We start from the raw sequence: 22,949 nt of genomic DNA on the forward strand, positions 1-22,949 counted from the left end.
GTGACCGACTGCGTCACCATGTACGACACCATGAAGGACAGACGGCTCGGGATCGCCGAGGTGATCGAGAAATTCGGCGTGCCGCCGAACAAGGTGGTCGAGGTGCAGGCGCTGGCCGGCGACAGCGTCGACAACGTGCCCGGCGTGCCCGGCATCGGCATCAAGACCGCGGCGCAGTTGATCAATGAATATGGCGATCTCGAAACGCTGCTGGCGCGGGCCGGCGAGATCAAGCAGCCGAAGCGGCGGGAATCGCTGATCGAGCACGCCGAGAAGGCGCGCATCTCACGGCAGCTGGTGCTGCTCGACGACAAGGTGGCGCTCGATGTGCCGCTCGACGAGCTCGCGGTGCACGAACCCGATGCGCGCAAACTGATCGCATTTCTGAAGGCGATGGAGTTCTCAACACTGACGCGGCGCGTCGCGGAATATTCGCAGATCGATCCCGGTGATGTGGAAGCCGAAGGCGGCGTCGCCGGCAAGCGTCGCGATGGCAGCGACTGGAATGCGGGCAGCGGCGCTCCCTCTCTCCTTGGGGGAGAGGGGTCCCAGGACGCAACTGCCGGTGCCTTGGGGCTCCCCCTCTCCCCAACCCTCCCCCGCAAGGGGGGAGGGGACGCCCTCAAGGGTGGCACTTTCAGCGCGCACACGTCTGGCCAAGGCGCCAAACAGCAACTCACGACGGTGGCATTGGCCGCCGCACGCGCCACCGCCGCGCGAAAACTGCCGGTGGATCGTAACGCCTACCAGCCGGTGCGTACGCTGGACGATCTCAACAAATGGATCGCGCGCATCCTCGACACCGGCCATGTCGCGTTCGAGGCCAAGGCCTCATCGATCGACCCGATGCAGGCGGATCTCGTCGGCATCGCGCTGGCACTCGGGCCCGATGATGCCTGCTACGTTCCGCTGAACCATAAGCAGTCGGGTGACGCCGCCGGCCTGTTCGCCTCGGGCCTGGAGCCCGACCAGATCAGGGCGTCGGACGCGCTCGACGCGCTGAAGCCCCTGCTGGAATCCACCGGCCTGTTGAAGGTCGGCTTCAATATCAAGTTCACCGCGGTGCTGTTCGCGCAGCACGGCGTCACCATCCGCAACACCGACGACGTACAGCTGCTGTCCTATGCGCTCGATGCCGGGCGCAACGCCCATGGCCTCGACGCGCTGGCCGAGATCTGGCTCGGCCACAAGATGCTGAGCTATGGCGAGGTGATCGGCTCCGGCAAGGCCAAGCTTGCGTTCGATCAGGTCAGCATCGACCGCGCCACGGCGTACGCGGCTGAGGATTCCGACGTGCTGCTGCGGCTGTGGCGGGTGCTGAAGCCACGGCTGGCGGCCGAACACATGACGACGGTTTACGAGACGCTGGAAAGGCCGCTGATCCCGGTGCTGGCACGGATGGAACGGCGCGGCATCTCGATCGACCGCCAGGTCCTTTCAAAACTGTCCGCGGACTTTGCCCAGACCGCGGCCCGTATTGAAGCGGAGATCCGGGAGATCGCCGGCGAGGAGATCAATATCGGCAGTCCGAAGCAGCTCGGCGACATCCTGTTCGGCAAGATGGGATTGCCGGGCGGCAGCAAGACCAAGACCGGCGCGTGGTCGACCTCGGCGCAGGTGCTCGACGAACTGGCCGAGCAGGGCCACGAATTGCCGCGAAAAATCCTCGACTGGCGGCAGGTGTCGAAGCTCCGCTCGACCTATACCGACGCGCTGCCGAATTACGTGCATCCCCAGACCAAGCGTGTCCACACCACTTACGCGCTGGCTGCGACCACCACCGGGCGGCTATCCTCGAACGAACCTAACCTGCAGAATATCCCAGTGCGCACCGAGGATGGGCGCAAGATCCGCCGCGCCTTCATCGCCGCGCCCGGCCACAAGCTGGTCTCGGCGGACTATTCGCAGATCGAGCTGCGGCTGCTGTCGGAAGTCGCCGACGTCCCTGCCCTGCGCACCGCGTTCCAGGAAGGTATCGATATTCACGCGATGACCGCGTCGGAAATGTTCGGCGTGCCGGTCAAGGACATGCCGGCCGACATCCGCCGCCGCGCCAAGGCGATCAATTTCGGCATCATCTACGGCATCTCGGCGTTCGGCCTCGCCAACCAACTCAGCATCCCGCGCGAAGAAGCTGGCGCCTACATCAAGAAATATTTCGAGCGCTTCCCCGGCATCCGCGCCTATATGGATGCGACGCGGGATTTTTGCCGCGCCCACGGCTATGTGGAAACGCTGTTCGGCAGGAAATGCCACTATCCGGACATCAAGGCGTCGAACGCCTCGATCCGCGCCTTCAACGAACGCGCCGCCATCAATGCGCGACTGCAGGGCACGGCTGCCGACATCATCCGCCGCGCCATGGTGCGGATGGAAGAAGCCTTGGCGGAGAAGAAGCTATCGGCGCAGATGTTGCTGCAGGTGCATGACGAACTGATTTTCGAAGTTCCCGACGACGAGGTGGCGGCGACGCTGCCGGTGGTCCAGCAGGTGATGCAAGACGCGCCGTTCCCTGCCGTGCTGCTGCACGTGCCGCTGCAGGTCGATGCCAGGGCGGCGAACAACTGGGAAGAGGCGCACTGAGATGCCGCACCTCACATCCTTGCTCGCTTTCGCGCTCGTCTCGCTCGGCATGGTGCTGACGCCGGGGCCGAACATGATTTATCTGATCTCGCGGTCGATCACGCAGGGACCGGCGGCAGGGATGGTGTCGCTCGGCGGCGTGGCCCTCGGCTTCGTTTTCTACATGCTGTGCGCGGCGTTCGGCATTACCGCCCTTTTGTTCACGGTGCCCTATGCCTACGACGCGCTGCGGCTCGGCGGCGCCGCCTATCTGTTGTGGCTGGCTTGGCAGGCCTTGAAGCCCAACGGGCGCTCGCCATTTCAGGTGAAAAAGCTCGCCGTCGACGGCCCGCGCAAATTGTTCGCGATGGGCTTTGTCACTAACCTGCTCAATCCGAAGATTGCGATGCTGTATCTGGCGCTGCTGCCTCAGTTCATTGATCCTGCCGCGGGCTCCGTACTGACGCAATCGCTGGCGCTGGGCTCGGTGCAGATCGTCATCAGCGTCGGCGTCAATGCCTTGATTGCGCTCGGCGCCGGTTCGATCGCGCTGTTTCTCGGCCAGCGCCCGACCTGGCTTAAAGTTCAGCGCTGGCTGATGGGCACGGTGCTGGCAGGCCTCGCGGTGCGGATGGCGCTGGAGACCAGGCGGGGTTGATCGTTGTCGCTCACCGGATCGCGGTGGCACCGCCCGGAAGCGACAACATCTGATCGATCATGCGGACGCGCTGTGCGATGCCGTCGGCGACGGACCTGACCATTTGCTCGGGAAATTCCGGCGGCAGCTCAGCGACGACGTCCTGCGTCCATCGTTCCGCATGGGCGGCAAGGTCCTCGAAGATCGTTGCCAGCAGTGGTGCGCCGACCTTTGCCAGCGCGGCTGGTCTGGGCAAAATGCCGGGGCACGATCTCGTCCATTCGGTAGTGACGGTTCTTGCCGATCGCCATCGCCAGCTTGAAGTTGTTTCGCTGCACCTGTCTGGCATCGAGGCTGGGCTGGGCCGAAAGAACGTCGTAGAGCGGCGTCATCCGATACTATCGCGTATAAAGAGCAAATATACGCGATACCGTATATAACGGATTTATACGGGATCGCGTATAGACTGATCTTAATCCAGCTTCACGTCGAACCCGCGTTGCACCGCCGGCCGTGCCATCAGCATTGCGTACCAGCGCGCCACATGGGGAAAATCCGCCAGCGCTACCTTGTGGCGCTCGTGGCGCCAAGCCCAGCCGAGGATCGCGAAATCCGCCACCGACAATTCGCCGGCGACGAATTCATGGGTCGCCAGACGCCGGTCCAGCACGCCGTACAGCCGCCGGGTCTCTTCGGAATAGCGCTTCAGCCCGTAAGCTCGGTCAGCTTCGTTTTCCAGCGCGATGAAGTGTTGTACCTGGCCGGGCATCGGACCAAAACCTCCCATCTGCCACATCAACCATTCCAGCACCGGAATCCTGTCCGCCAGCGATGTCGGCAGGAACTGGCCGGTCTTCTCGCCAAGATAAAGCAGGATGGCGCCGGATTCGAACACGCTGACCGGCCTGCCGTCCGGGCCATCGGGATCGACAATCGCCGGGATCTTGTTGTTCGGGCTGATCGCCAGAAATTCCGGCTTCATCTGCTCACCCTTGCCGATATGCACCGGAACGACCTTGTAAGGCAGCCCCATCTCCTCCAGCGCGACCGAGATCTTGCGACCGTTCGGCGTATTCCAGCTGTGCAGTTCGATCGTCATGGCGGACCTTTCGGGGGATGCGACGCGGTGAGGTGTGAGTGGACATACAGACTGCGGCGGCGTAGGTCGACCGCATCGGCAGCCAGGCACCGCCCGACCGCGGAGATTCTGATGGATACCACAATCGTTGCCCCGACCGAGGCCGCGCTAACCGAGCCGCCCAGTATCGGCGGGTTGTTCATAGGATTTCTCGGCCTCGGCCTGACCGGTTTCGGCGGCGTGCTGCCGATGGCGCGGCGGATGATCGTCGAGAAGCGGCGCTGGCTGGCGCCCGCGGAGTTCACCGAATTACTCGGGCTGTGCCAGTTCCTGCCGGGCGGCAACATCATCAACCTGTCGGTGGCGATCGGCCTGCATTTTCGCGGACTGGCCGGCGCAGTGGCGTCGCTGACCGGGCTGATCGCAGCGCCCTCCGCGATCGTCATCGGGCTCGGTGTCGTCTATGACCGCTTCAAGGACGACCCCAGAGTCGGGCATTTGTTCGCCGGACTGGCCGCCGCCGCCGCCGGCCTGCTGGTGGCGATGGCCGTCAAGATCGCGTGGCCGCTGCGCACCAGACCGATCGCCATCCTCATTGCCGTACTGTGCTTCGTCGCCATCGCCATCCTGCGGCTGCCGCTGCTGCCGACCATGGTCGTGCTGGCCTCACTCAGCATGCTGGTCACCTGGAAGCTCTCGAAATGACGGCGGTGCTGCTGGCGCTGGCCGCGATCTTCGCCGAATTGTCGCTGCTCGCCTTTGGCGGCGGCAACACCATCCTGCCGGAAATGCAGCGCCAGGTGGTCGACGTCCAGCACTGGATGTCCGCCCGGGATTTCAGCGCGATGTACGCGCTGGCGCAGGCCGCCCCCGGGCCGAACATGATGGTGGTGACGCTGATCGGCTGGCGCGTCGCCGGCTGGCCGGGGGTGATCGTCACCACGCTCGCCAAATTCGGGCCATCGTCCATTCTGACCGGCGTGGTGCTGCATTACTGGAAGCGCTTCAAGGACCGGCCGTGGCGGCGCATCGTGCAGCAGGGGCTGGTGCCGATGACCGTCGGCCTGGTAGCGGCCAGTGCCGCGCTGATCACCGAATCCTCCGACCATGAATGGACGCTGGTGGCGATCACCGCCGTCTGCGCGACGTTGTCGGTTACCACCAGACTTCACCCGCTATGGCTCCTCGCTGCCGGCGCGATCGCCGGATTGAGCGGAATCGGGCTGTCGTGAGACCGGTTGTTTGTTGACTGGCCGTCGCGGGCGCTGGAATGTTCCCGCCGTGGCCGGTAGACTGTCGCCGACTTCAGCGAAAGAGCCCGTCTTGTCCAAATTAGCCTCCCGTGCCCGCTTGTTCGACATCATTCACGCCCGTTCGTTCGGCTATGGCGAGATCACGCTGGCCTCGGGCCGCAAGAGCCACTTCTACTTCAATTTGAAGCCGACCATGTGCCACCCTGAGGGCGCGGCTCTGCTGGCCGAATTGACCTACGACGCCTTGCGTGACGACCGGCTCGATTATGTCGGCGGGCTGGAGATGGGCGCTGTGCCGCTGGCCGGCGCGATCGCACAGCTGTCCTGGTTAAAGAACCACCCGATCGCCGCCTTCTTCGTCCGCAAGAAGCCGAAAGAGCACGGCGCCCGCCTCGCCGTCGAAGGCCTTGCCGCGGGTGAAACGCTGCGGGGCAAACGGATCGTCATCGTCGAGGACGTCACGACCACCGGTGGCTCCGCCATCAGGGCGCTGGAAGCCGTACGCGAAGCCGGTGGCGACGTCGTGCTGGTCTATACCATGGTCGACCGCGACGAAGGCGCCGCGGAGAATTTTGAAAAGGCCGGCGTGGCGTTCCGCTCGCTGTACAAGGCCTCCGAATTCCTCAAATCATGAACGCCGTCGCGCATCTCGACGGCGCCATCCTGAGCTGGTTCTGGGCGATGCCCTTCGCCGGCATTCTGCTCTCGATCGCCACCGGCCCGGTGCTGTATCCGCATCTATGGGAGCATCATTACGGCAAATTCGCCGCGGTGTTCGCCGCACTTGTGGTGGTGCCGCTGTTCGTGTTTGTCGATTCGGCCACGGTGGCCGCCACGCTGTCCCACACCGTGCTGCTGGAATATCTGCCCTTCATCCTGCTGCTGCTGGCGCTGTTCACGGTGGCCGGCGGCATCTATCTCGAGGGCAATTTGCACGACAGCGCCTTCACCAACACCGCGCTGCTTGGCTTCGGCGCCCTGCTCGCTAGCGTGGTCGGCACCACCGGCGCCTCGATGATCCTGATCCGGCCGCTGATCCGCGCCAATGACGGCCGCGACGTCAATGTCCATGTCGTGATCTTCTTCATCTTTCTGGTGTCCAACATCGGCGGTTCGCTGTCGCCGCTCGGCGATCCGCCGCTGTTCCTGGGCTTCCTGAAGGGCGTCGACTTCTTCTGGACCACCCGGCATCTGCTGGCGCCAACGCTGCTCGCCATCGGGATCGTGCTCGCCGTCTTCATGGTGATCGACGTCACCCTGCACCACCGCGAGGGCAACTTTCCCGGAAAGAGCGATCCGACTCCGGATTCGCCGCTGCGGCTGCACGGCAAGATCAACCTGCTTTTGCTCGTCGTCATCATCGCCGCGATCCTGATGAGCGCGAGCTGGAAGCCGGGCGTTTCGATCACCGTGCTGCACACCACGCTGGAACTGCAGGACCTGCTGCGTGACCTGATTTTCGTGCTCGTGACCTTTGCGTCACTATGGCTCACCAGGGCCGGACACCGGGCCGCCAACCAGTTCGCCTGGGGACCGATCAAGGAGGTGGCGATCCTGTTCGCCGGCATTTTCATCTGCATCGCCCCGGTGATGGCGATTCTGCAGGCCGGCGCGAACGGCGCGTTTGCGCCGCTGGTGGCGCTGGTCAGCCATGGGGACGGCACGCCCAACATCGCGGCCTATTTCTGGCTGACCGGCGGATTGTCGGCGTTTCTCGACAACGCACCGACCTATCTGGTGTTCTTCGAACTGGCCGGCGGTAATGCCAAGATGCTGATGAGCTCGGGCGCGGCGACGCTGGCGGCGCTTTCGGCAGGAGCCGTGTTCATGGGCGCCTTAACCTATATCGGCAACGCGCCTAACTTCATGGTCTATGCCATTGCCCGCGACGCCGGCGTTCGGATGCCGAGCTTCTTCGGCTACATGCTGTGGTCAGGCGCCGTGCTGCTGCCGGTATTCGCGGTTCTGAGCTGGGTATTTTTTCACTAGCCAGCCCCGCGCTTACGCCTCGTTTACCATACCGCCTCTAAAGTGAAACGGTACTGGGCGACGTCCGCCCGGTCGGTACGGTTGTGGGGCAGGCGTTGCGTCAAACTCGGAAGATTTCACGGACCGGCCGCCTGCTGACGCTGCTTGCCGCGATCGCATTCGCGGCTCCGCTGCTGGCCCCGCACGACGCATCGGCCGAGGGCTTATTCGATTTCTTGTTCGGCGGCGGTCCGGCGCAGAAGCAGCAACCGCGCAAGGGCGCGGTGCCGGAGGCCAATTTCTTCGCCGATCCGTTCGGCCTCAACACCGCCGCCCCCCCGCCGCGCCCGGTGCAGAGCGCCGGCGGCTCCGGTCCCGCATTCTGCGTGCGGAGCTGCGACGGCAAGTATTTTCCGCTGGGCCGCGGCGTCAGCCCGGCGCAGATGTGCCAGGCGTTCTGCCCGGCCGGCAACGCCAAGGTGTTCTTTGGCAGCAACATCGACAGTGCCGCGTCGAGCACCGGCGAGCGTTACCCCGACTCTGAAAACGCCTTTGCCTATCGCAAGGCGCTGCGGGCCGACTGCACCTGCAATGGCCGCGATCCCGCCGGCCTCGCACCGGTCGATCTCACGCTGGATTCGTCGCTGCGCCCCGGCGACGTGATCGCCACCACCAATGGCCTCGTCGCCTATTCCGGCGTCCGCAACGGCAATACCCAGACCGCCGAGTTCACCCCGGTATCGTCCTATCCCGGCCTGACCTCGGATGTGCGCGCGCGGCTCGGCGAGATGAAAGTGGCCCCGGTCTCGGCCGAGATGATCGTCGAGGAAGCACCGATGCCGGAGGGGGTGCGCGACCCCGCGTCCGCTATCACCGCGGTGCCGAAAACAGCGCCCCGTGCCAAGCGCGCAGCAATCGACTGATCAGCGCCCGACAATGACGCCGATCACGTTCGGTGCCGCCATGTACTTGTCCTCGATTTCGGCGCGCGCCGCGGCGCGGTTCTCCGGCGTCAGCAACCCGCGCTTCTCGGCCAGGATCATCCAGCAATAGCCCCACCAGTCGGTCAGCATGCCGTGATCGTCGATCAGGTCGTACCCCTGCTCGGCCGCAAAAATCCGGGCATGGGCCTCGTCCAGTGAATCCAGCCAAGCGTGGTCGGCGAGCTCAAACAACTCGTCGCTGAAATCGTCGGTGGTGTAGCCCCATACCGACAGACAGACCGCGTTGAATTCGCGGTCGATCTCGTCGTCGTCAATATGATGTCGCCGCGCCGCCTGGTGCAGCCGCGACAGCGAACGGGCGAAATCCGCGATCCGGGTGAGCGCGAACTGATCAAAGGCAATGGTGGACATGTAGTCCTCGCAGGCTTCAAGAGAGCTAGATATTGTAACGCGCGTCCGCGAATCACGATGATATATCAAGCACTTGCTAAAGTGTTCTTAATTTGTTCCTAGATACATCCCAATTCGATGGTGCGAGGCCTGCACCCGCATGCCGGGACAATATGCAGCCTACACGTCTGCCCAAATCAAAGGCATAACCATAGCAAAAGCTCGCCAATGCGCCGGGTTCCGGAGACCGTCGAATGCGCGTATGCTTTTGCCATCGGGACACAGATCAGGATTTCAGGTTTGTCAGAGCAATCGATACCAGCGAAATTCCAGCCGCATAATCCGCCGCTCGACGAGCCGGCGCTTGAAGAAATCAAGAGCGCCATCCTCACCAAGTTGACGCTGACCATCGGCAAGGACGCGGCGATCGCCACCAAGCACGACTGGTACACAGCCACCGCGCTGACGCTGCGCGACCGCATCATGCATCGCTGGCTGGTCACCGAGAAGGAAAGCTACGACGCAGGCCGCAAGCGCGTTTATTATCTCAGCCTGGAATTCCTGATCGGCCGGCTGTTCACGGACGCGCTCAACAATATGGGCCTGCTCGCCCTGTTCGAAGCGGCGCTCGGTGATCTCGGCGTCGGCCTCGACGATCTCAGAAAATGTGAACCTGACGCGGCGCTGGGCAATGGCGGCCTCGGCCGTCTCGCCGCCTGCTTCATGGAGAGCATGGCGACGCTGGCTATTCCCGCCTTCGGCTATGGCATCCGCTATGATTTTGGCCTGTTCCGGCAGATCATCTCGCATGGCTGGCAGCAGGAATATCCCGACGAATGGCTGGGCTTCGGCAATCCGTGGGAGCTGCAGCGGCCGGAAGTGATGTATCACATCCATTTTGGCGGCAGCATCGAGACAATCGAGGACGCGCGCGGCCGCAAACAGGTGATCTGGCATCCCGGCGAGACCGTGGAAGCGGTCGCCTATGACACGCCGATCGTCGGCTGGCGCGGCCAGCATGTGAACGCGCTGCGGCTGTGGTCGGCACGGGCGCCGGATCCGCTCAAGCTCGACGTCTTCAACACCGGCGACTATCTCGGCGCCAGCGCCGAGCAGGCCCGCGCCGAAGCGATCTGCAAATTCCTCTACCCCAATGACGAGAGCGCCGCGGGCCGCGAATTGCGGCTCCGCCAGGAATATTTCTTTGTCTCCGCCTCCTTGCAGGATCTGGTGAAGCGGCATCTGGAGTCCGACGGCAATCTGCGCGGGCTCGCCACCAAGGCCGCGGTGCAGATGAACGATACCCATCCCAGCCTGGCGATCGCCGAGCTGATGCGGATCCTGGTCGACCAGCACAACATGCGCTGGGACGCCGCCTGGCAGATCACCAATGCGACGTTGTCCTACACCAACCACACGCTGCTGCCGGAAGCGCTCGAGACCTGGCCGGTCGAGCTGTTCCAGCGGCTGCTGCCGCGCCATCTCGAGATCATCTATCGCATCAACGAAGCGCATCTCGACCGCGCCGACGCTACCCGGCCCGACGACACCGTGTACCGCGCCTCGGTCTCTATCATCGACGAGGGCGCCGGCCGCCGCGTCCGCATGGGCAACCTCGCTTTCATCGGCTCGCACCGCATCAATGGCGTCTCGGCGATGCATTCGGAGCTGATGAAGGAGACCGTGTTTCACGATCTCAACCAGCTCTATCCCGGCCGCATCACCAACAAGACCAACGGCATCACCTTCCGCCGCTGGCTGATGCTGGCCAACCCGAAACTCACCAACCTGCTGCGCGCCACCTGCGGCGAGGCGGTGCTCGACGACCCAACCCGGCTGACGCGGCTCGAGGGCTTTGCCGGCGACGCGTCGTTCCAGCAGCAGTTCAACAAGGTCAAGCATCACAACAAGATCGCGCTGGCGCGAGTAATCGGCGAGAAGCTCGGCATCCAGATCGACCCTTCGGCGCTATTCGATGTCCAGATCAAGCGCATCCACGAATACAAGCGGCAACTGCTCAACTTGCTGGAGACCGTGGCACTGTACCAGGCCATCAAGGACGAGCCCGACAAGGACTGGGTGCCGCGCGTCAAGATTTTCGCCGGCAAGGCGGCAGCCAGCTATCGCTATGCCAAGCTGATCATCAAGCTGATCAATGACGTCGCCGAGGTGATCAACAACGACACCACGATCGGCAACAAGCTGAAGGTCGCGTTCCTGCCGGACTACAATGTCAGTCTGGCCGAGATCATCATCCCGGCCGCCGACCTGTCCGAGCAGATTTCCACCGCCGGCATGGAAGCCTCCGGCACCGGCAACATGAAGCTGTCGCTGAACGGCGCGCTGACCATCGGCACGCTGGACGGCGCCAATATCGAGATCCGTGACAATGTCGGCCCGGAGAACATCGCGATATTCGGCATGGATGCCGCCGAAGTGGTGGCGCGCCGCGCCGCCGGCCTCGACGCCCATGACGTCATTACCAGGTCGCCAAATCTCGGCCGCGCCATTACCGCGATCGAGCGCGGTGATTTCTCGCCTGACGATCCCGGCCGCTTCGTCTCGGTCGGCCACGCACTGCGCCACCTTGATCATTACGTGGTGTCGGCCGATTTCGATTCCTATTACGACGCGCAGCGCGGCATCGACGCGCGCTGGCGCGCCGGCTCGGCCTGGAGCCGCGCCAGCATCCTCAATGTCGCCCGGATGGCGTGGTTCTCGTCGGATCGCACGATCCGCGAATATGCCGAGGACATCTGGGACGTGCCGGTGGCCGGCGAACCGCCGTCGTCACTGGCTTTGCCGCACCAGCGCAAGGTGACGTGAATCGGTCCCGCTGTCGCTGTCATGAGCGCGGCGACATGCGGGGTCTATCTCGACGGAATTCCCGCATATCGTCGCGCTTGTGCGGCTGCAAGACCAGGTCGGTCGATCGCCACGATCCGAATGGCAGCAGGGCTTGCACGCTTGCTACGCCACGATTTTTTCGGGCGTCACACACCCTGATACCTGGACAACCATAACGGACCGCAACTCCGCTAAAAATCCGCCTATTGCGGTTCCATTTATTTAATTCGCTGATCCTACCTTGATCTCGATCGCGGCGTCACGCCATCCACCGATCGAGAGACGATCAGCGGATTTCTGATGCGACACGATCGGAAACATCAGGATCATCCATGTCGGCTCCCCTCGATTCACGCGATATGACGGCTTCGCTGCTGCAAAGCATGGACGTGCGGTCGTTGTTCACCGACACGGGCCTTGGGCTGGACTCCTTCGATTTTTCCACCCTCATGGATGCGGCCCCCGCCAGCGACGCGCTGACCACCGGCCAAGAGGCACATGCCGCGTCGCATGAATCGTCATTCGGCCTGGATCCGGCACATGCGCCATCCGTTGGCGAACTGCTCCACGTCTCCGACGCCAGCGTCGGCAGCGGCAGTGGCGCGCATGACACCACCGCGCATGCGGGCGCCCATGCCGATGCGATGCCTATACAGACCGTGCACCCGGCAAGCCACTTATCGGTGACAGACGCCCCGACGGAACACAGCCCGTCAGCCGTGGCGACGCCGGCCGCGACGGCAACCAACGCGACCGAGACGACCACCCCGTTCGCAACGCTTGCATCGCTCGACACAGCGCCGGTGATGGACAGCGTACCGGCCGCGCTTGCCGGGCCGCCCGCCTTGGTGCAGGAGGCAGCCACACCAGCGGCCCCCACAGCGGAATATATCCCGACCGCGGTGACCGCTCCGGACGCACCGATCGGGATCGACTTCTCTCCGACCGACAGTGGCGATGGATCGCTGGGCGTGCTGATCGATGGCGATGGCGACATCGTGTCGGCGCTCAGCAACAGCACGTCGAGTTCGACCGCCGGCAGCGGCGGCAGCGCGGGTACTGCGAGCAGTGCCGCCACCGCCGCGACGGCCTCGCCCTTTGTCATCAATGTCAGCTACGACGCCAGCGTCGGCAGCGCCCCCGCCGGCTTCAAGGCCGGGGTGGCCGCCGCCGTGCAATATTTCCAGAGCCAGTTCACCGACCACGTCACCATCAATATCAATGTCGGCTATGGCGAGGTCGGTGGCTATACGCTCGGCGCCGGCGCGCTGGGCGAGAGCCTGACATATCTCAACAGCTACAGCTATGCCCAGGTCAAGGCCGCGCTCACCGCCGACGCCAAGACCGCCGACGACGCGACCGCGGTGGCGTCGCTGCCGATCGCCAGTCCGGTGAGCGGTACGTTCTGGGAATCGCGCGCCGAAGCCAAGGCCACCGGCCTGCTCGGCGCCAGCACCAGCGTCGACGGCTATGTCGGTTTCGCCGCCGGCAATTGGTTCGATTACGACAACAGCAATGGCGTGACCGCCGGCCAGTATGACTTCTTCGGAGTCGTCGCCCACGAGATCTCCGAAGTGATGGGACGCTCGCTGTTGGTCGGCGGCACCATCGGCGGCATCGCCAACGGCTATTATCCGCTCGACCTGTTTCACTACGCCGCCTCGGGCGTGCGTGATTTCGCGGGCACCACGCCGGGCTATTTCTCGATCAACGCCGGCGCCACCAATCTCGACAGCTTCAACACCAATGGCAACGGCGATTACAGCGACTGGGCATCGAGCGCCGGCAACGACGCCTTCAATGCGTTCAGCGCCTCGGGCGTTGTCGACACCGTTTCATCGTCCGACCTGCGCGAGCTCGACGTGCTTGGCTGGGACCGCGGATCGACCGGCTCGACCACGCCGGTGCCGCCCCCTGCCCCCGCCAAGGCGGACCTGGTGGTCAGCGGCCTGTCGTTCAGCGGCACGCATTTCAGCTACCATGTCGGCGATACCGGCGCCGGCGTAGCCACCGCATCGACCACCGGCATCTACGTCGCCTCGACCGCGTCGGGCGCCGGCACGCTGATCGGCACCATCGCCGCCGGGGCGCTGTCGGCGGGCGGCTCCGATACCGAAGCGGGCACGCTCAACTTTGCCACCAACTCGGCGCCTGCGACCTATTATTTCAGCGTCACGGCCGACAGCAAAAACGTGGTGGTGGAGAGCAACGAGGCCAACAACTCCGCGGGTGCCATTGCCCTGGTGGTCGGCAACAGCGGCAACAACGTTCTGACCGGCACCACCGGCAATGACGTGCTGTTCGGGCTCGGCGGCAACGACACGCTGACCGGTGGTGCCGGTGCCGACCAGTTCGTGTTCAACACCGCGCTCAACAAGACGACGAACGTCTCCACGATCGTCGACTTCAGCCACGCCGAGGGCGACCACATCGCGCTCGATCATACGATCTTTTCCACGCTGACGCCGGTGGCGCTGGGCGCGGCGCTGACGGCCAACAATTTCTACGCCAGCGGCAACGGTACCGCCCATCTCGCCACCGACCACATCCTGTATAATTCAGCCACCGGCGCGTTGTCCTACGACGCCGACGGCACCGGCGCCGCAGCCGCGGTGCAGTTCGCCGTCCTGACCCATCATCCCACCCTGGTGGCCAGCGATTTCATGCTGGTGTAGTCTGAACGGGCCGCGCCGCGGCGGGAAAAGTCCGGCGCCTATGAGATGCCCGCCTCGGCGCCCGGCCGGGCGTGAACCGGCAACATCAGATAGTGAACGCCATTCTGTTGCGCCTTCGGAAAATGCCCGGCGCGTATATTGACCTGGATCGAGGGCAGCAGCAGCGCCGGCGCTGCCAGCGTCGCATCGCGCGCCGTCCGCATCGCCACGAAATCTTCTTCGGTGACGCCATCCTTCACATGCACGTTGCCGTCGCGCTGCGCGCGCACCGTGGTTTCCCAGGCATAGCTGTCGCGCCCCGGCGCCATGTAGTCGTGGCACATGAATAATCGCGTCTCCGGCGGCAGCTTCAGCAGCCTGCGGATCGAACGAAACAGCTGGTGCGCATCGCCGCCCGGAAAATCGGCGCGCGCGGTGCCGTAGTCCGGCATGAACAGCGTATCGCCGACAAACACTGCATCCCCTATCCTGTAGGATAGATCGGCCGGGGTATGGCCCGGCGTGTACAGCGCTTCAACGCTCAGATCGCCAATCCTGAACGTCTCCCCGTCGGTAAACAGATGGTCGAAGTCACTGCCGTCGGTCCGCAGGTCCTGCGCGTTGAACACCGGTCGGAAAATCTTCTGCACTTCCTTGATATGTTCGCCGATCCCGATCCTGGCGCCGGTCTTGGCCTTGATATAGGGCGCGCCGGAGAGGTGATCCGCATGAGCGTGGGTTTCGAGCGCCCAGTCGATAATCAGGCCATCGTCGGTGGCCGCCTTCAGTATCGCCTCCACCGAGCGCACATCGACGCCGCCGTCGCGGTGGTCATAATCCAGCACGGGATCGATCACCGCGGCGCGGCGGGTGACGGGATCGCTGACCAGATAGCTGACCGTATTGGTCGGCTGGTCGAAGAAGGCCCTGATGACAGGGGCGGCCTCTTTGGATCTGGTCATGCCTCAAAACTCCTGCTGTGAAATGCTGTTGACGAACATATTAGAATATACTAAATAAGCAATACCTAATATGAATGAGAACAACATGGCATCCGCCCCAGCAATGGACATCAGCGATTTCGCCGTCAAAGCCGTCGAGGTCGCCAACACCTTGCGGGCGCTGGGCAATGAACGGCGGTTGATGATCCTGTGCAAACTGGTGGAAGCCGGCGAGATGACGGTCGGCGCGCTGGTCGATGCGGTCGGCCTCAGCCAGTCGGCACTGTCCCAGCACCTCGCCAGGATGCGCGACGAGAACATCGTGACGTTCCGCCGCGACGGCCAGACCCTTTGGTACCGGATCAGCGATCCGCGCATCGAGCAATTGATGGCGGAACTGCATCGCCTGTTCTGCCGAACATCCCCTTCACCTGCTGACAGGATAATCCCATGACCCTTCCCCGCATCTCCCCCGATGAAGCCCGACAGATGATCAGCCGTGGCGCCGTGCTGGTCGATATCCGCGAGGCCGACGAACACGCCAGGGCGCGCATCGCGCAAGCCCGCCATGAACCATTGTCGCGCCTCGGCACCATCGACCCCGGCAAGGATGCGCCGGCGGTGATCTTCCATTGCAAGTCGGGCGGCCGGACTTCCGCCAATGCCGCACGCCTGCAGGCGGCCACCGACTGCGAGGCCTTCATCCTGGACGGCGGCATCGATGCCTGGAAAAGCGCTGGCCTGCCGATCGTCGAGGACAAGAAGCAGCCGATCGAGATGATGCGGCAGGTGCAGATCGTCGCCGGCACGCTGGTTCTGACAGGCGCCGTGCTCGGCGCGCTGGCGCATCCCGGATTCTACGCACTATCGGCGTTTGTCGGCGCCGGGCTGGTATTTTCCGGCGTGTCCGGCACCTGCATGATGGCGCGAATCCTGGCGCTGGCACCGTGGAATCGCAGCGCCGCGCCGGCGCACGGCTGAACCGGACTGACCGATGCCGATACCATTCGCTGATGTCGCCACGCTGCTATCCGGCGGCCTGGTCGGGTTCGTGCTGGCGGTGGTCGGCGGCGGCGGATCGATCCTCGCGGTGCCGCTGCTGGTCTATGTGGTGGGCGTTGCCTCCCCGCATGTCGCGATCAGCACCAGCGCCGTCGCCGTGGCGGCCAGCGCCTTCGTCAACATGCTGTCGCATTGGCGCGCCGGCAATGTGCGCTGGCCGTGCGCCATCGTGTTCTCGCTGGCCGGGATCGGCGGCGCCTTCACCGGTTCAGGTATTGCCAAGCAGGTGGATGGCCAGAAGCTGCTGGTGTTTTTCGGCATGCTGATGATCGGCATTGGCGCTTTGATGCTGCGACGGCGCGGCGGCGGCGGTGATGCTTCGGTCCGCCTCAGCCGCTCAACGGCACGAAAGCTGCTCCCGCTGCTGGTCGTCATCGGCTTTACCGTCGGGATACTGTCCGGCTTCTTTGGCATCGGCGGCGGCTTCCTGATTGTGCCCGGCCTGATGCTGGCGACCGGTATGCCAATGACATCGGCGATCGGCACGTCGCTGGTCGCGGTTGTCGCGTTCGGCGCATCGACCGCGACCAGCTATTCGCTCTCCGGCCTGACCGATTGGCGGCTGGCCACAATCTTCATCGCCGGCGGCCTGCTCGGCGGCTTCGCCGGCATCGCGGCCGGCAAGCTGATCGGTACACATGACCGCGCGCTTCGCTTGACCTTCGCCAGCGTCGTCATCCTCACCGGCGGCTACGTCTGCATCCGCGGCGCGCTACAATTGATCTGACGATAATCGTCTGGACGGCGATGCTCGCGCGGCAGGCGCTCCGATAAATGCCGGCGCCGCTTGCGCCCTCGGCCCGCCGCATGGCCGCGCTTTCCTGCGCGGCCGTCAGCCCGGCCGATCGATCGAGGCCGCAAGCGCCTGCGCCACCGCCGCGATGATCGCATTCTGCCGCTCCACCGGAGCACTCGCCTGGGTCAGGTAGACAGCGACCAGGACTGGCGCGCGCTGCGGCGGCCAAATCACCGCGACATCGTTTGCCGTGCCCCGCCGCCCCGTGCCGGTCTTGTCGCCGACGCGCCAGCCGGCCGGCAGCCCCGCCCTTAGCCGGGTGTCACCGGTCTTGTTGCCGACCAGCCAGGCAATCAGTTGATCGCGCGACCCCGACGACAGCGCTTGGCCAGTGACCAGCGACCGGAAATCGGAGGCCATCGCATTCGGCGTCGTGGTGTCGCGCGGATCGCCATCCTCGGCTTCGTTCAACTCAGGCTCGATGCGATCAAGCCGGGTGACCGGATCGCCAAGCGCGCGCAGGAAAGCATTGACCTTGGCAGGTCCGCCCAGACTCGCGAGCAGCAGGTTGGCGGCCGTATTGTCACTCTGCGTGATCGCCGCTTCACAGAGTTCCGCGACCGACATGCCGGCTTCGCCGACGCGTCCCTCGGTCACCGGAGAATAGGACAATAGGTCACTCTTGGCGAAGCGAACCCGGCGGGCGAGGTCTTCCTTGCTCATATCGACGCGCTGGAGAACGGCACCGACGGCAAGCGCCTTGAAGGTGCTACACATCGGAAACCGCTCGTCCGCGCGGTGACCGAGTTGCGCACCCGTCGCGGTGTCGAGCATAGCGACGCCGAGTCGCCCGCCACTCTCGCTCTCCAGCCGCTTCAAAGTCACGGCGAGTTCAGGGCCTGGTCCGTCCGCCGCGAACGCTCCGTTCGGCCGGTTCATCAAACCTGCCCCGGCAAGCGCCGCGCCTGTCGCTGCCAGAAATCGACGTCGGTTCATCATCTGCATCGTCCTCCGCTGCGGCGACAAAATGCGCAGCGCGACAGAAATTGACAAACGATCATTCATCGGGCGAGACATTAGAAAAATTTGGATCGACGAATGAAGTCATCGCATTTGCCGCTCAACGCCCTGCGGGCCTTCGAGGCTTCGGCGCGACACCTCAGCTTCACTCGCGCCGGGCTGGAACTGCGGGTCACGCAGGCGGCGGTCAGCCATCAGGTCAAGGGCCTGGAGGAAACGCTCGGCGTAGAACTGTTTCGCAGGCTTCCGCGCGGCCTTGCGCTCACCGACGAGGGACAGGCGCTGTTGCCGACAATTGCTGCGTCGTTCGAAAACATCCGTGCGACGCTGAACCGCTTTGAGGATGGCCGCTTGCGCGAAGTCCTCACCGTCGGCGTGGTCGGGACCTTCGCGACCGGCTGGCTGCTGTCGCGCCTGGCGGCGTTCGAACGCGCTCACCCCTATATCGACCTGCGGCTACTTACCAACAACAACCGCGTCGATATTGCCGGAGAAGGCCTCGACTTCGCGATTCGATTTGGCGACGGGCTGTGGCATGGCACCGAAGCCACCCGGCTGTTCGCCGCGTCACTGACGCCGGTCTGCGCCCCGCAAATCGCCAAAAAGCTGCGCCGGCCTGCCGATCTCGAGCGCCAGCCGTTGCTGCGCTCGTATCGACCCGACGAGTGGCGCCTGTGGTTTGCCGAAGCGGGGATCGCCAGCCCGACGATCACCGGTACGATTTTCGATTCCTCGATCACGATGGCGGAAGTGGCCGCACGCGGCGCCGGTGTTGCCCTGCTGCCCGCCAGCATGTTTGCGCACGAACTGCGCGAGGGCCGGCTGATGCGGCCATTCAAGATCGAAATAGTGCTGGGCGCGTACTGGCTGACGTCGCTGCGATCGAAGCGCCCGACCGCGGCAATGCTCGCGTTCAAGAACTGGCTGCTCGACAGTGTCGCGGCGTCGAACCCGGGTGGTCTATCAGCTTAGTACACTCTTGATTGCGATGAATCAGTCGACCAACATCGTCATTGCGAGTTCGGCACCGGCTTTTTGGCCGGTCCTGAGATATAAAAGATAGTCTTCGTGTCCCGGACTCGGTGCGGCATTCTCAGGCGATGCCCTTGCATCGCCGCCATGCCGCTCCGCAGCGCCGGGACCTTATCAGGCAACAGCGCTCTTGGCGGTCCCGGCTCTGCAGCGCATGACGCCTCCTGCGGAGGCGCATTGCGCCGCGTCCGGGACAAGTACCCTTTCTTCCTAGGAGCCCTTGCGACGAAGTAATCCAGTTCTTCCGCGATTGAAGCCTTCTAGATTGCCGCGTCGCTTCGCTCCTCGCAATGACGGAGAGCCCTTGCGTTATCAAAAAGGGCGGCTCGATGAGCCGCCCTTGCTTGAACGTCGGTCCGGCGAAGAACTACTCCGCCGCCAGCTTCACATCCGGCGCAGCCGCGCGCACGTCGGCATCGACCTGGGCTTCGAACTTGGCAAAGTTCTTCTGGAACATGCCGACCAGTTTTCGAGCGGTCGTGTCGAACTCGGCCTTGTCGGTCCAGGTGTTGACCGGATCGAGGATCTCGCTCGGCACGCCTTCGAGAGCGGTCGGCACCGCGAAGCCAAAATACTTGTCAGTGCGGAATTCGACGTTGCGCAAGGAACCGTTGAGCGCCGCGGTGAGCAGCGCACGGGTCACCTTGATCGGCATCCGCGAACCGACGCCGTATTTTCCGCCGGTCCAGCCGGTGTTGACCAGCCAGCAATCGACATTGTGCCGGGCGATCAGGTCGCGCAGCATGTTGCCATAGACCGACGGATCCAGCGGCAGGAATGGCGAGCCGAAACAGGTCGAGAATTCCGGCTCCGGATCGTTGCCTAGCCCACGCTCGGTGCCGGCTACCTTGGCGGTGTAGCCGGACAGGAAGTGATACATCGCCTGCGCCGGCGTCAGCCTGGCGATCGGAGGCAGCACGCCAAATGCGTCGGCGGCAAGCATCACCACGTTTTTCGGCTGTCCGGCGCGGCCGCTGCGCGAGGCGTTCGGGATGAATTCCAGCGGATAGGCCGAGCGGGTATTTTCGGTCTTGGTGCCATCGTTAAAATCCGGCACCCGGGTGACGGGATCGAGGATGACGTTTTCCAGCACCGCGCCGAACCGCTTGGAAGCGGCGTAGATTTCCGGCTCGGCTTCTTCCGACAGCTTGATGCACTTGGCGTAGCAGCCGCCTTCAAAATTGAAGATGCCGTCGGTGCCCCAGCCGTGCTCGTCGTCGCCGATCAAAGTGCGCTTCGGATCGGCCGAGAGCGTTGTCTTGCCGGTGCCAGACAGGCCGAAGAAGATCGCACTGTCGCCGTCCGGGCCGACATTGGCGGAGCAATGCATCGGCATCACGCCGCGGGCGGGCAGATAGTAGTTCAGCGTGGTGAACACGCTCTTCTTCATCTCGCCGGCATAAAAGGACCCGCCGATCAGGACGATCTTGCGGGCGAAATCGATGGCAACGACGTTTTCGGAACGCACACCATGGCGTTTCGGATCAGCCCTGAAGCTTGGCAAATCGATGATGGTGAGTTCAGGGACGAAGTCCTTGAGCGCGGCGGCTTCCGGACGAATCAGCAGCGTGCGGATGAACAGCGAGTGCCAGGCCAGTTCGGTGAACACACGGGTCTTGATCTGGAACGCCGGATCGGCGCCGCCATAGAGGTCCTGCGCGAACAAGGTCATGCCTTCGGCATGCGCCTTGAAATCCATATAGAGCGCTTCGAACTGCGCCGGCGTGATCGACTGGTTACCCGCCCACCACATCTGTTCGGTGGAGGCGTCACGGACAGTGTATTTGTCCTTCGGGCTGCGGCCGGTGAAATCACCGGTGTCGGCGCACAGCGCGCCATCGGCGGACAATTCAGCCTCACCCGCGCGCAGCGCATGCTCATAAAGCCGCGGCGCCCCAAAATTCCAGTTCATTGCCTTGAGATTTTTCAGCCCGAATTTGTCGGCGCCAAAGGCCCCGTTGCGCACGCCGGTTTCTTGCACGAATTATCCTCCTCAAGCCCGCGGTCGTCATTGCTGCCGCAGCAGATTTTAATATAGCCCGTCTGGTCAAAATCCGGCGATTTAATAGAGACGAACGCAGATCCCGACAAGCAGGGCTGTCCTATTTGACTATTTTCGTTTCCCCTTGATACGGCTCAACAAGCGACGGTCCGCGCCTGTTCCGCGAGTTCACGCAGCATCGACCGCAACGCAGCGGGGGTGACGATACGCCGCGGGAAATCCAGCCGCAGCACGACGGGGCCCGATTGCAAGTCCAGCCCGTCAGGATCGCAGCCGGTGCAGCGCCATTCGCCCGGTTCGGCGCCAAGCAGTTGGGTTGCATAAAGATTGAGCGCCTCGCGGTGATCGGTGTTCATATGGGCAACCGCGCCCTCCCCGGCTTCGACCACGGCCTCCGCCCCGGTCAGATCGGTCAGGAACTGGTCGGGCGCCAGATCGATGATGCGACCGAACCCGGCGACCAGATGCACGGCCTTTGGCCGGATCCGGAAGAAGGCAAAATCCTTGAACCCGACAAACACCTCTGCCGAAGGATGAGCACCCAGATAGCGCGGTCGCAGCAGCGCCGTTGCGGCTTGGTCGGCCTGTTCGGCGGTGCCGTCGAGCATGATCCGGGCGCCTTCTAGCGGGTCGCCGGGTGCGCGCTCGTCCAGCATCAGCGACACCCGGGGGTCGGCGAGGAGGTTCTGGGTGTGCCGCGCGAGCCGCGAAATCAGCAACACCGGAGCACCGTCGGGATGGCTGGCGACGTTCACCAGTGAGCAATAGGGGGCGCCACTTCCCGCGCTCAGGGTTGCCAACGCACCTTGGCGGCTGCGCCGCAATAGCCCCCTCGTCACCCGGACCGGGTCGAAATCGGAACTCGCTTGCACCGGTTAAATCCCCAATTTCATTGAAAAAAGCACCGTTTTCTTCATTCCTTCGAGGGTATATAGATGCATTGCACTTTTAGTTCATTCAAACGTTAACGGAACTTGGCCACACTTCAGCCTAGCTTGCATTGCTCGTTGACTGTGTTCTCAAGGCCATCTCCTACGGCAGACAGTCGAATTGTTCGTCGTCTTGCCATCCCGCTTCGGAAAGCAGGCTCATGCCCACAATCGCTTTGGTCGACGACGACCGCAACATTCTTACTTCCGTCTCGATCGCGCTCGAAGCCGAAGGCTATCGCATCATGACCTACACCGACGGCGCGTCCGCGCTGGACGGTTTCCGGACCAGCCCGCCGGATCTGGCGATCCTCGATATCAAGATGCCGCGCATGGACGGCATGGAGACGCTGCGCCGCTTGCGGCAGAAGTCGGACCTGCCGGTGATCTTCCTGACCTCCAAGGACGAAGAGATCGACGAATTGTTCGGCCTCAAGATGGGCGCCGACGACTTCATCCGCAAACCGTTCTCGCAGCGCCTGCTGGTGGAACGCGTCAAGGCCGTGCTGCGCCGCGCGGCCCCGAAAGATCCAACTGCCACGCCGAAGGAAACCGACGCCAAGGCGCTCGACCGCGGCCTGCTCCGGATGGATCCCGAACGACATACCTGCACCTGGAAGAACGAGGCGGTGACGCTGACAGTCACCGAATTCCTGATCCTGCAGGCGCTCGCCACCCGGCCTGGCGTGGTCAAGAGCCGTAACGCGCTGATGGACGCAGCGTATGACGACCAGGTCTATGTCGACGACCGCACCATCGACAGCCACATCAAACGGCTGCGCAAAAAGTTCAAGGTGGTCGATGACGATTTCGAGATGATCGAAACGCTGTACGGCGTCGGTTATCGGTTCAAGGAAACCTGATCCGACACGTGGCCAAATCGGCGGCGGGGCA

21 protein-coding genes are annotated in these 22,949 nt (G+C 63.7%); 14 read left to right on the forward strand and 7 right to left on the reverse strand.

Annotation, left to right across the window (positions count from 1 at the left end; all coding sequences use genetic code 11):
- Both polA and Q0S16_RS03710 read left to right on the forward strand, forming a co-directional pair.
- Positions 1 to 2,583 (forward strand): DNA polymerase I (polA, locus tag Q0S16_RS03705; protein ID WP_295845197.1); only part of this gene is annotated, 2,583 nt, incomplete at its 5' end.
- Position 2,584: 1 nt separating this feature from the next.
- On the forward strand, positions 2,585 to 3,220 hold the full coding sequence (locus Q0S16_RS03710) for a LysE family translocator (RefSeq protein WP_295845199.1): 636 nt from the start codon (positions 2,585 to 2,587) through the stop codon (positions 3,218 to 3,220).
- Between the two features lie 128 nt (positions 3,221 to 3,348).
- On the opposite strand, the gene Q0S16_RS03715 is transcribed toward Q0S16_RS03710, so the two are convergent.
- Together Q0S16_RS03715 and Q0S16_RS03720 are read right to left on the reverse strand one after the other, a co-directional pair.
- On the reverse strand, positions 3,349 to 3,591 hold the full coding sequence (locus tag Q0S16_RS03715) for a hypothetical protein (RefSeq protein ID WP_295845201.1): 243 nt from the start codon (positions 3,589 to 3,591) through the stop codon (positions 3,349 to 3,351).
- Between the two features lie 80 nt (positions 3,592 to 3,671).
- Positions 3,672 to 4,298, reverse strand: a complete 627-nt coding sequence (locus tag Q0S16_RS03720) for a glutathione S-transferase N-terminal domain-containing protein (RefSeq protein ID WP_295845203.1) — start codon at positions 4,296 to 4,298, stop codon at positions 3,672 to 3,674.
- 111 nt (positions 4,299 to 4,409) lie between these two features.
- On the opposite strand from Q0S16_RS03720, the gene Q0S16_RS03725 reads away from it, so the two are divergent.
- From Q0S16_RS03725 to Q0S16_RS03745, 5 genes are all read left to right on the forward strand, one after another.
- Positions 4,410 to 4,982, forward strand: coding sequence for a chromate transporter (locus Q0S16_RS03725; RefSeq protein WP_295845204.1), 573 nt, complete (start codon positions 4,410 to 4,412; stop codon positions 4,980 to 4,982).
- Complete coding sequence (locus tag Q0S16_RS03730; protein WP_295845205.1) at positions 4,979 to 5,509, forward strand: chromate transporter; 531 nt, start codon at positions 4,979 to 4,981, stop codon at positions 5,507 to 5,509. Before Q0S16_RS03725 ends, Q0S16_RS03730 begins: the two co-directional genes overlap by 4 nt.
- Positions 5,510 to 5,600: 91 nt before the next feature.
- Positions 5,601 to 6,164 (forward strand): orotate phosphoribosyltransferase, encoded by a 564-nt coding sequence (gene pyrE, locus Q0S16_RS03735; protein WP_295845207.1) that lies wholly within the window; start codon positions 5,601 to 5,603, stop codon positions 6,162 to 6,164.
- Positions 6,161 to 7,519, forward strand: a complete 1,359-nt coding sequence (locus Q0S16_RS03740) for a sodium:proton antiporter (RefSeq protein ID WP_295845208.1) — start codon at positions 6,161 to 6,163, stop codon at positions 7,517 to 7,519. The genes pyrE and Q0S16_RS03740 overlap by 4 nt, the downstream gene beginning before the upstream one ends.
- 140 nt (positions 7,520 to 7,659) lie before the next feature.
- A complete protein-coding gene (locus Q0S16_RS03745; protein WP_295845235.1) occupies positions 7,660 to 8,421 on the forward strand; it encodes a DUF2865 domain-containing protein in 762 nt (253 codons plus the stop codon).
- Here Q0S16_RS03745 and Q0S16_RS03750 read toward each other — a convergent pair whose 3' ends face one another.
- The gene (locus tag Q0S16_RS03750) at positions 8,422 to 8,853 is read right to left on the reverse strand and encodes a hypothetical protein (protein WP_295845211.1); all 432 of its coding nucleotides are present in this window, start codon (positions 8,851 to 8,853) and stop codon (positions 8,422 to 8,424) included.
- Positions 8,854 to 9,132: 279 nt separating this feature from the next.
- On the opposite strand from Q0S16_RS03750, the gene Q0S16_RS03755 reads away from it, so the two are divergent.
- A complete protein-coding gene (locus Q0S16_RS03755; RefSeq protein WP_295845213.1) occupies positions 9,133 to 11,658 on the forward strand; it encodes a glycogen/starch/alpha-glucan phosphorylase in 2,526 nt (841 codons plus the stop codon).
- A gap of 353 nt (positions 11,659 to 12,011) precedes the next feature.
- Positions 12,012 to 14,354 (forward strand): NF038122 family metalloprotease, encoded by a 2,343-nt coding sequence (locus Q0S16_RS03760; protein WP_295845215.1) that lies wholly within the window; start codon positions 12,012 to 12,014, stop codon positions 14,352 to 14,354.
- A 38-nt stretch (positions 14,355 to 14,392) separates the two neighbouring features.
- Here the strand turns inward: Q0S16_RS03760 and Q0S16_RS03765 are convergent, their stop codons facing one another.
- Positions 14,393 to 15,295 carry an MBL fold metallo-hydrolase gene (locus tag Q0S16_RS03765; protein WP_295845217.1) on the reverse strand — a complete coding sequence of 301 codons (903 nt, stop codon included), beginning with the start codon at positions 15,293 to 15,295 and terminating at the stop codon, positions 14,393 to 14,395.
- Between the two features lie 85 nt (positions 15,296 to 15,380).
- Between Q0S16_RS03765 and Q0S16_RS03770 the strand changes: the two genes are divergently transcribed.
- Genes Q0S16_RS03770 through Q0S16_RS03780 form a run of 3 tightly spaced genes read left to right on the forward strand, consistent with a single transcriptional unit; the run spans position 15,381 to position 17,063 of the window.
- Complete coding sequence (locus tag Q0S16_RS03770) at positions 15,381 to 15,728, forward strand: metalloregulator ArsR/SmtB family transcription factor (RefSeq protein ID WP_295845219.1); 348 nt, start codon at positions 15,381 to 15,383, stop codon at positions 15,726 to 15,728.
- On the forward strand, positions 15,725 to 16,255 hold the full coding sequence (locus Q0S16_RS03775) for a rhodanese family protein (protein WP_295845221.1): 531 nt from the start codon (positions 15,725 to 15,727) through the stop codon (positions 16,253 to 16,255). Before Q0S16_RS03770 ends, Q0S16_RS03775 begins: the two co-directional genes overlap by 4 nt.
- 13 nt (positions 16,256 to 16,268) lie before the next feature.
- Complete coding sequence (locus Q0S16_RS03780; RefSeq protein WP_295845222.1) at positions 16,269 to 17,063, forward strand: sulfite exporter TauE/SafE family protein; 795 nt, start codon at positions 16,269 to 16,271, stop codon at positions 17,061 to 17,063.
- A 105-nt stretch (positions 17,064 to 17,168) separates the two neighbouring features.
- On the opposite strand, the gene bla is transcribed toward Q0S16_RS03780, so the two are convergent.
- A complete protein-coding gene (bla, locus tag Q0S16_RS03785) occupies positions 17,169 to 18,011 on the reverse strand; it encodes a class A beta-lactamase (protein ID WP_295845223.1) in 843 nt (280 codons plus the stop codon).
- A gap of 159 nt (positions 18,012 to 18,170) precedes the next feature.
- On the opposite strand from bla, the gene Q0S16_RS03790 reads away from it, so the two are divergent.
- Positions 18,171 to 19,064 (forward strand): LysR family transcriptional regulator, encoded by an 894-nt coding sequence (locus Q0S16_RS03790; RefSeq protein WP_295845224.1) that lies wholly within the window; start codon positions 18,171 to 18,173, stop codon positions 19,062 to 19,064.
- A gap of 427 nt (positions 19,065 to 19,491) precedes the next feature.
- Here the strand turns inward: Q0S16_RS03790 and Q0S16_RS03795 are convergent, their stop codons facing one another.
- Positions 19,492 to 21,105: a phosphoenolpyruvate carboxykinase gene (locus Q0S16_RS03795; protein ID WP_295845225.1), complete on the reverse strand. Its 1,614-nt coding sequence runs from the start codon at positions 21,103 to 21,105 to the stop codon at positions 19,492 to 19,494.
- A gap of 155 nt (positions 21,106 to 21,260) precedes the next feature.
- The gene (locus Q0S16_RS03800; protein WP_295845226.1) at positions 21,261 to 21,998 is read right to left on the reverse strand and encodes a DUF2470 domain-containing protein; all 738 of its coding nucleotides are present in this window, start codon (positions 21,996 to 21,998) and stop codon (positions 21,261 to 21,263) included.
- Positions 21,999 to 22,216: 218 nt separating this feature from the next.
- On the opposite strand from Q0S16_RS03800, the gene Q0S16_RS03805 reads away from it, so the two are divergent.
- Complete coding sequence (locus Q0S16_RS03805; RefSeq protein WP_295845227.1) at positions 22,217 to 22,918, forward strand: response regulator transcription factor; 702 nt, start codon at positions 22,217 to 22,219, stop codon at positions 22,916 to 22,918.
- The last annotated feature ends 31 nt before the right edge of the window (positions 22,919 to 22,949 follow it).

It is taken from the genome of Tardiphaga sp. (assembly GCF_025356345.1).
Taxonomy (GTDB): Bacteria; Pseudomonadota; Alphaproteobacteria; order Rhizobiales; family Xanthobacteraceae; genus Tardiphaga.

Excerpts from the sequence above, each read along its gene's own strand:
- Q0S16_RS03760 (WP_295845215.1), top strand. The coding sequence starts at position 12,012 with ATGTCGGCTCCCCTCGATTCACGCGATATGACGGCTTCGCTGCTGCAA.
- Q0S16_RS03770 (WP_295845219.1), top strand. The coding sequence starts at position 15,381 with ATGGCATCCGCCCCAGCAATGGACATCAGCGATTTCGCCGTCAAAGCC.
- Q0S16_RS03720 (WP_295845203.1), bottom strand. The coding sequence starts at position 4,298 with ATGACGATCGAACTGCACAGCTGGAATACGCCGAACGGTCGCAAGATC.
- Q0S16_RS03750 (WP_295845211.1), bottom strand. The coding sequence starts at position 8,853 with ATGTCCACCATTGCCTTTGATCAGTTCGCGCTCACCCGGATCGCGGAT.
- Q0S16_RS03725 (WP_295845204.1), top strand. The coding sequence starts at position 4,410 with ATGGATACCACAATCGTTGCCCCGACCGAGGCCGCGCTAACCGAGCCG.
- Q0S16_RS03790 (WP_295845224.1), top strand. The coding sequence starts at position 18,171 with ATGAAGTCATCGCATTTGCCGCTCAACGCCCTGCGGGCCTTCGAGGCT.
- Q0S16_RS03730 (WP_295845205.1), top strand. The coding sequence starts at position 4,979 with ATGACGGCGGTGCTGCTGGCGCTGGCCGCGATCTTCGCCGAATTGTCG.
- Q0S16_RS03715 (WP_295845201.1), bottom strand. The coding sequence starts at position 3,591 with ATGACGCCGCTCTACGACGTTCTTTCGGCCCAGCCCAGCCTCGATGCC.
- Q0S16_RS03775 (WP_295845221.1), top strand. The coding sequence starts at position 15,725 with ATGACCCTTCCCCGCATCTCCCCCGATGAAGCCCGACAGATGATCAGC.
- Q0S16_RS03765 (WP_295845217.1), bottom strand. The coding sequence starts at position 15,295 with ATGACCAGATCCAAAGAGGCCGCCCCTGTCATCAGGGCCTTCTTCGAC.
- Q0S16_RS03780 (WP_295845222.1), top strand. The coding sequence starts at position 16,269 with ATGCCGATACCATTCGCTGATGTCGCCACGCTGCTATCCGGCGGCCTG.
- Q0S16_RS03710 (WP_295845199.1), top strand. The coding sequence starts at position 2,585 with ATGCCGCACCTCACATCCTTGCTCGCTTTCGCGCTCGTCTCGCTCGGC.
- bla (WP_295845223.1), bottom strand. The coding sequence starts at position 18,011 with ATGAACCGGCCGAACGGAGCGTTCGCGGCGGACGGACCAGGCCCTGAA.
- Q0S16_RS03740 (WP_295845208.1), top strand. The coding sequence starts at position 6,161 with ATGAACGCCGTCGCGCATCTCGACGGCGCCATCCTGAGCTGGTTCTGG.
- Q0S16_RS03805 (WP_295845227.1), top strand. The coding sequence starts at position 22,217 with ATGCCCACAATCGCTTTGGTCGACGACGACCGCAACATTCTTACTTCC.